Genomic DNA, 5,229 nt, shown 5'->3' with positions numbered 1-5,229 from the left:
CTCCAGCCAGGGCGCGGGCGAATTCGAGGGCGTGCGCGCCTACCGCCGCGGCGACCCGCTTCAGCGCGTGGTCTGGAAGAAGGCCGCGCAGGCGCTGGCCGCCGGCACCGATGCCCTGGTCAGCCGCGACGCCGAACACCTGCAGCGCCACGAGCTGTGGTTCACACCCGAGCGCACCGGCCTGCCCGATCCCGAAGCGCGCCTGTCGCGCCTGGCCGCCTGGGTGCTGCTGGCCGAGCGCCTGGGCCTGGACTATGGCCTGCGCCTGCCCGGTACCGAGATCCCGCAGGGCAGCGGCGCAGCCCAGCAGCGGCGCTGCCTGGAGGCGCTGGCGCTCTTCTGAAGCAGCGGTTTGATATGAAAATGGCCTACAGCCCAATACCGGCAAGCGCGAGAAGCTATTCATTGAATAGCAACATTGCGCCCCTGCCGCAGCCCCCCGCCCGCCTGCCATGAGCCTGCGCCGGACCCTCGCTGCGCTGCCGCGCGACGCGCGCGACACGCTGTTCCTGCTGGTGGTGATCGCGTGGGTGATCGCACCGCAGGCCCTGCACCTGCCGGCGTGGGCCGGCGCGCTGGCCGCCCTGCTGCTGCTGTGGCGCGGCGCACTGGCCTGGCAGGGCCGCCCCCTGCCCGGGCGCTGGGCCGTGCTGCCCGTGGTGGCGCTGGCCGTGGGCGCCACGCTGCTCACGCACCGCACCCTGCTCGGGCGCGACGCGGGCACCACGCTGATCGTCGTGCTGCTGGGCCTCAAGACGCTGGAGGCGCGCGCGCGGCGCGATGCGCTGGTGATCTTCTTCCTGGGCTTCTTCACGGTGCTCAGCAACTTCTTCTATTCGCAATCGCTCGCCACCGCGGCCGCCATGCTCATCGCCCTGCTGGGACTGCTCACGGCGCTGGTCAATGCCCACATGCCGGTGGGCCGCCCACCCTTGGCGCTGGCGCTGCGCACGGCCGGCACCATGGCGCTGCTGGGCACGCCCATCATGCTGGCGCTGTTCCTGCTATTTCCGCGCATGGCGCCGCTGTGGGGCCTGCCCAGCGACGCGCTGACCGGGCGCAGCGGCCTGTCGGGCCAGATGGAGGTCGGCAGCATCGCCACACTGGCGCTCGACGACAGCGTGGCCCTGCGCGTGCTGTTCGACACGGCAGACAACGCGGCGCCGCCGGCGTCGCAGCTGTACTTCCGCGGCCCGGTGCTCTCGCGCTTTGACGGCCGCCAATGGCAGGCACCGGCCGGGCGCGGCGGCGCGGCCGGGCAGGACGCCGCCGGCATGCCCGCGCGCCTGCAGGTGCGCGGCGCGCCACTGCGCTACACCGTCACGCTCGAGCCGCACCAGCGCCCCTGGCTCATGGTGCTCGACGCGGCGCCCGAGCGCCCCGACATCGCCGGCATGGGCGCCGTCATGGCCCCCGACCTGCAGTGGCTGGCCACGCGCCCGGTCACCGACGTGCTGCGCTACAGCGCCACCAGCTACCCGCAGTTCCGCCATGGCCCGACGCGCGCCACGCCGCAATTGCGCGCACTGGTCGAGCTGCCCGCGGGCTTCAACCCGCGCACCCTGGCGCTGGCGCAGCAACTGCGCGCCGACCCGGCCGTGGCCCGCGGCGGCACGCCCGCGCTGGTGGATGCCGCGCTCACGCGCCTGCGCACCGGCGGCTACCAGTACACGCTCGAGCCCGGCGTCTACGGCGAGCACACCGCCGACGAATTCTGGTTCGACCGCAAGCAGGGCTTCTGCGAGCACATCGCCTCGGCCTTCGTGGTGCTGATGCGCGCCGCCGACGTGCCCGCACGCATCGTCACCGGCTACCAAGGCGGCGAGCGCAATCCGGTCGACGGCTACTGGACCGTGCGCCAAAGCGATGCCCACGCCTGGGCCGAGGTGTGGGTGGAAGGCCGCGGCTGGGTGCGCGTGGACCCGACGGGCGCCGTGGCGCCGGACCGCGTGGGCCAGTTCCGGCGCCTGCCGGCGCCGCGCGGCGTCCTCGGCGACGCCATGGGCAGCGTGCTCACCCCCGGCATAGCGCAGCGCCTGCGCGCCACCTGGGAGGCCGTGAACACCGGCTGGAACCAGTGGGTGCTGAACTACACGCAAAGCCGCCAGCTCGACCTGCTCAGAGCGCTCGGGTTCGGCGCGCCCAGCTGGCAGGACCTGGCGCGCGTGCTCGCGGGCCTGGTCGGCGCCGTGGCGCTGGCCGGCGCGCTCGGGGCGCTGTGGGAGCGCAGCCAGCACGACCCCTGGCTGCGCCTGCTCGCGCACGCGCGCCGGCGCCTGGCCCGCGCCGGGCTACCGCTGCCGGTCAGCATGCCGCCGCGCGCCATGGCCGCGCAGGCCGAGGCCCGCTTCGGCCCCGCCGCCAGCGCCGCCGGCGCATGGCTGCTGCGCTTGGAACAATGCCGCTATGCCGACGCCCGCACGGCGCCGGCGCAGCTCAAAATCCTGCAGCGCGAACTGCGCCGCCTGCGCTGGCCCACCGCCCGCACCCCATGATGCCCATGACCATGTTGAAGAAAATCCTCCAAACCACTCTTGTTTTCATAGCTGCCAGCGCTTTATGCACGGGCGCTACAGCCCAAAAACACCAAAAAAAATCGGTAGGCAAACCCGCCACGGCCCGCGCCGCCGAAGGCAGCACGCCCTACGCCAGCCGTGCCGACGCCATGGCGTTTGCCGACGACCTGGCCGAGCGCCGCGACCTCGACCGCGAATGGGTGCGCCAGGCCATTGGCCAGGCGCGCCTTTTGCCGCAGGTGCCGCGCCTCATGCTGCCGCCCGCCCAGGGCACGGCCAAGAACTGGCGCGCCTACCGCAGCCGCTTCATCGACCCGGTGCGCATCCGCGCGGGCGTGGCGTTCTGGCAGCAAAACCGCGCAGCGCTGGAGCGCGCCGAGCGCGAGTATGGCGTGCCGGCCGACATCATCGTCGGCATCATCGGGGTCGAAACGATCTACGGCCAGAACATGGGCAGCTTCCGCGTGATGGACGCGCTGGCCACGCTGGCCTTCGACTTTCCGGGCGCGCACCCGCGCGCGCCCGAGCGCACCGAGTTCTTCCGCCGCGAGCTCGAACAGTTCCTGAGCCTCACGCACCGCACCAACGTCGACCCCTTCGATCCGCGCGGCAGCTACGCCGGCGCCATGGGCCTGCCGCAGTTCATGCCATCGAGCTGGGTGCGCTACGCGGTGGACTTCGACGGCGACGGGCGCATCGACCTGTTTGGCAGCCCCGCAGACGCCATCGGCTCGGTCGCCAACTACTTCATCGCGCACGGCTGGACGCCGGGCATGGCACCCTACTACCCGGTCGAATTCGACACGGCGCGCGTGGACATGGACGCGCTGCTGGCGCCCGACATCCTGCCCACCTTCAGCGCCACCAGCATGGCCGCCAAGGGCGCCATCGTGCAGGGCGCGGGCGCGCAGCACGCGGGGGCGCTGGCGCTGGTCGAGCTTCAAAACGGCGACGACGCGCCGAGCTATGTGGCCGGCACCGAGAACTTCTACGCCATCACGCGCTACAACTGGTCGAGCTACTACGCGATGGCGGTGATCGAGCTGGGCCGCGAGGTGGCGGCCGCGCGCAGCCGCTGACATGCAGCCCGCTCTTTCAGACACCTGCCCATGACCGACACCACCGACCTGCCCCCGCTGGACGCCCCGCCACCGGGCCTGTACCGCCACTACAAGGGCGGCTGGTACGAGGTGCTGGGCGGCGCGCGCTGCAGCGAAACCCTGCAGGGCATGGCGCTGTACCGCGCGCTCTACGGCGAGGGACTTGAAGGCGGCGCGCTGTGGGTGCGGCCCGCCGCCATGTTCAGCGAAACCGGCGACTTCGGCGGCCGCCGCCAGCGCCGCTTCGTGCGCCACGACCCGGCCGGCGTGCCCTTGGCCGACCTGCCCACCGCGCGCGCACTCATCGCCCACCTGCGCGGCCTGGCACAACGCCGCGGCACGCCCCTGGACCATGCCCTGCGCCCGCCTCCGCCCGAGCCCGCCACCTGCTGCGGGCGCGGCTGCAACGGCTGCGTGTGGGAAGGGTTTTATGCCGCGCTCGGCCACTGGCGCGCCGATGCGCTGGCGCAGCTGCCGCGCTAGGGCCTGCGCGCCGGCGCCGTTCGGGCCACAATCTGCGGCTGCCGCGTGGCGTTGGCCCAGCCCTGCTGGTGCACCGCGCCGGCTGTTGGCCTCTTGTTGTCCTTGCCCCTTCCACCCATGCCTGTTGTCCTTCCTTCTCCGCCTGCCGCCGACGCCATCGTCCGCGTGCGCGGCGTGAGCAAAACCTACGCCGGCGGCTTCCAGGCGCTCAAGAACATCGACCTGGACATCCGCCGCGGCGAAATCTTCGCCCTGCTCGGCCCCAACGGCGCCGGCAAGACCACGCTAATCAGCGTCATCTGCGGCATCACCAACGCCAGCGAAGGCAGCGTCACGGCCGACGGCCACGACACCGTGCATGACTACCGCGCCGCGCGCTCTGCCATCGGCCTGGTGCCGCAGGAGCTGCACACCGACTCGTTCGAAACCGTGTGGGCCACGGTGAGCTTCAGCCGCGGGCTGTTCGGCAAGGCCCCCAACCCGGCGCTGATCGAGAAAATCCTCAAGGACCTCTCGCTCTGGGACAAGAAGGACACCAAGATCCTGGCCCTGTCGGGCGGCATGAAGCGCCGCGTGCTGATTGCCAAGGCGCTGTCGCACGAGCCGAAAATCCTGTTCCTTGACGAGCCCAGCGCCGGCGTGGACGTGGAGCTGCGCCACGACATGTGGCGCCTGGTGCGCGCGCTGCGCGACGCCGGCACCACCATCATCCTGACCACGCACTACATCGAGGAAGCCGAGGACATGGCCGACCGCATCGGTGTAATCCGCCAGGGCGAGCTGATCGTGGTGGAAGACAAAACCGTGCTGATGCGCAAGCTCGGCAAGAAGGAACTCACGCTCACGCTGCAGCACCCTATGGAGCGCGTGCCCGATGCGCTGGCGCGCTGGCCTTTGGTCCTGTCTGCCGACGGCCATGCGCTGAGCTACCGCTTCGACACCCAGCAGGAAGACACCGGCATCGCCGCGCTGCTGCGTGCGCTGGGCGAGCACGGCATCGACTTCAAGGACCTGCATTCGAGCGAGAGCTCGCTCGAAGACATCTTCGTCAGCCTGGTCCACGCACCGAAAGCACCCCAATGATGGGTTTCAACCTGCACGGCGTGCGCGCCATCTACCGCTTCGAGATG

At 71.4% G+C, this 5,229-nt stretch carries 5 protein-coding genes and 1 pseudogene; all 6 read left to right on the top strand.

Annotated elements, in window-relative coordinates; all coding sequences use genetic code 11:
• Positions 1-343: DUF58 domain-containing protein (locus B2J89_RS18405; RefSeq protein ID WP_169170400.1), on the top strand; the 343-nt coding region annotated here is incomplete at its 5' end.
• A gap of 109 nt (positions 344-452) precedes the next feature.
• Entirely contained in the window at positions 453-2,495 is a 2,043-nt protein-coding gene (locus B2J89_RS18400; RefSeq protein WP_169170399.1) for a DUF3488 and transglutaminase-like domain-containing protein, read from the top strand.
• A gap of 5 nt (positions 2,496-2,500) precedes the next feature.
• Positions 2,501-3,595, top strand: coding sequence for a lytic murein transglycosylase B (gene mltB / locus B2J89_RS18395; protein ID WP_205763889.1), 1,095 nt, complete (start codon positions 2,501-2,503; stop codon positions 3,593-3,595).
• Positions 3,596-3,625: 30 nt separating this feature from the next.
• Positions 3,626-3,868, top strand: a pseudogene (locus B2J89_RS22845) (DUF1653 domain-containing protein); the annotation flags it as partial.
• Complete coding sequence (locus B2J89_RS22840; RefSeq protein WP_371809096.1) at positions 3,863-4,099, top strand: oxidoreductase-like domain-containing protein; 237 nt, start codon at positions 3,863-3,865, stop codon at positions 4,097-4,099. The pseudogene B2J89_RS22845 and the gene B2J89_RS22840, both read left to right, overlap by 6 nt.
• A 117-nt stretch (positions 4,100-4,216) precedes the next feature.
• Positions 4,217-5,182 (top strand): ABC transporter ATP-binding protein, encoded by a 966-nt coding sequence (locus tag B2J89_RS18385; RefSeq protein WP_169170398.1) that lies wholly within the window; start codon positions 4,217-4,219, stop codon positions 5,180-5,182.
• Positions 5,183-5,229: the final 47 nt, after the last annotated feature.

The organism is Acidovorax sp. SRB_24 (genome assembly GCF_012931925.1).
Note: the sequence above shows the minus strand (reverse complement) of the source record. Positions and strands in the feature narration are given on the sequence as shown.